We start from the raw sequence: 232 nt of genomic DNA, 5'->3' as shown, positions 1-232 counted from the left end.
ATAGGTTGGAGTTTCTGTTTCTATTTCTGGAGGCGTGGAAGGATTCGGAAAATTTTCGGAAGAATTCGAGAGGAAAGTGACCAAAACATGGAATTGGGGACAACAAAATACTGTCAGTGAAACGATTTCCACTGAAATTCCCATTGCAGTTACGGCGAACACCATCCTTGAGGTGGAAATCACGATGGGGGAAAGCAAAGCGGATATTCCATACACGGGTACTAGAAAATAG

At 43.1% G+C, this 232-nt stretch carries 1 protein-coding gene; it reads left to right on the top strand.

Features of this window, described 5'->3' with window-relative positions; translation table 11 throughout:
• Positions 1 to 34: 34 nt before the first annotated feature.
• Positions 35 to 232, top strand: a complete 198-nt coding sequence (locus AB1471_RS17985; protein ID WP_367781080.1) for a hypothetical protein — start codon at positions 35 to 37, stop codon at positions 230 to 232.

The sequence above is a fragment of the Jeotgalibacillus marinus genome, from assembly GCF_040801915.1.
Lineage (GTDB): Bacteria > Bacillota > Bacilli > Bacillales > Jeotgalibacillaceae > Jeotgalibacillus > Jeotgalibacillus marinus.
Note: the sequence above shows the minus strand (reverse complement) of the source record. Positions and strands in the feature narration are given on the sequence as shown.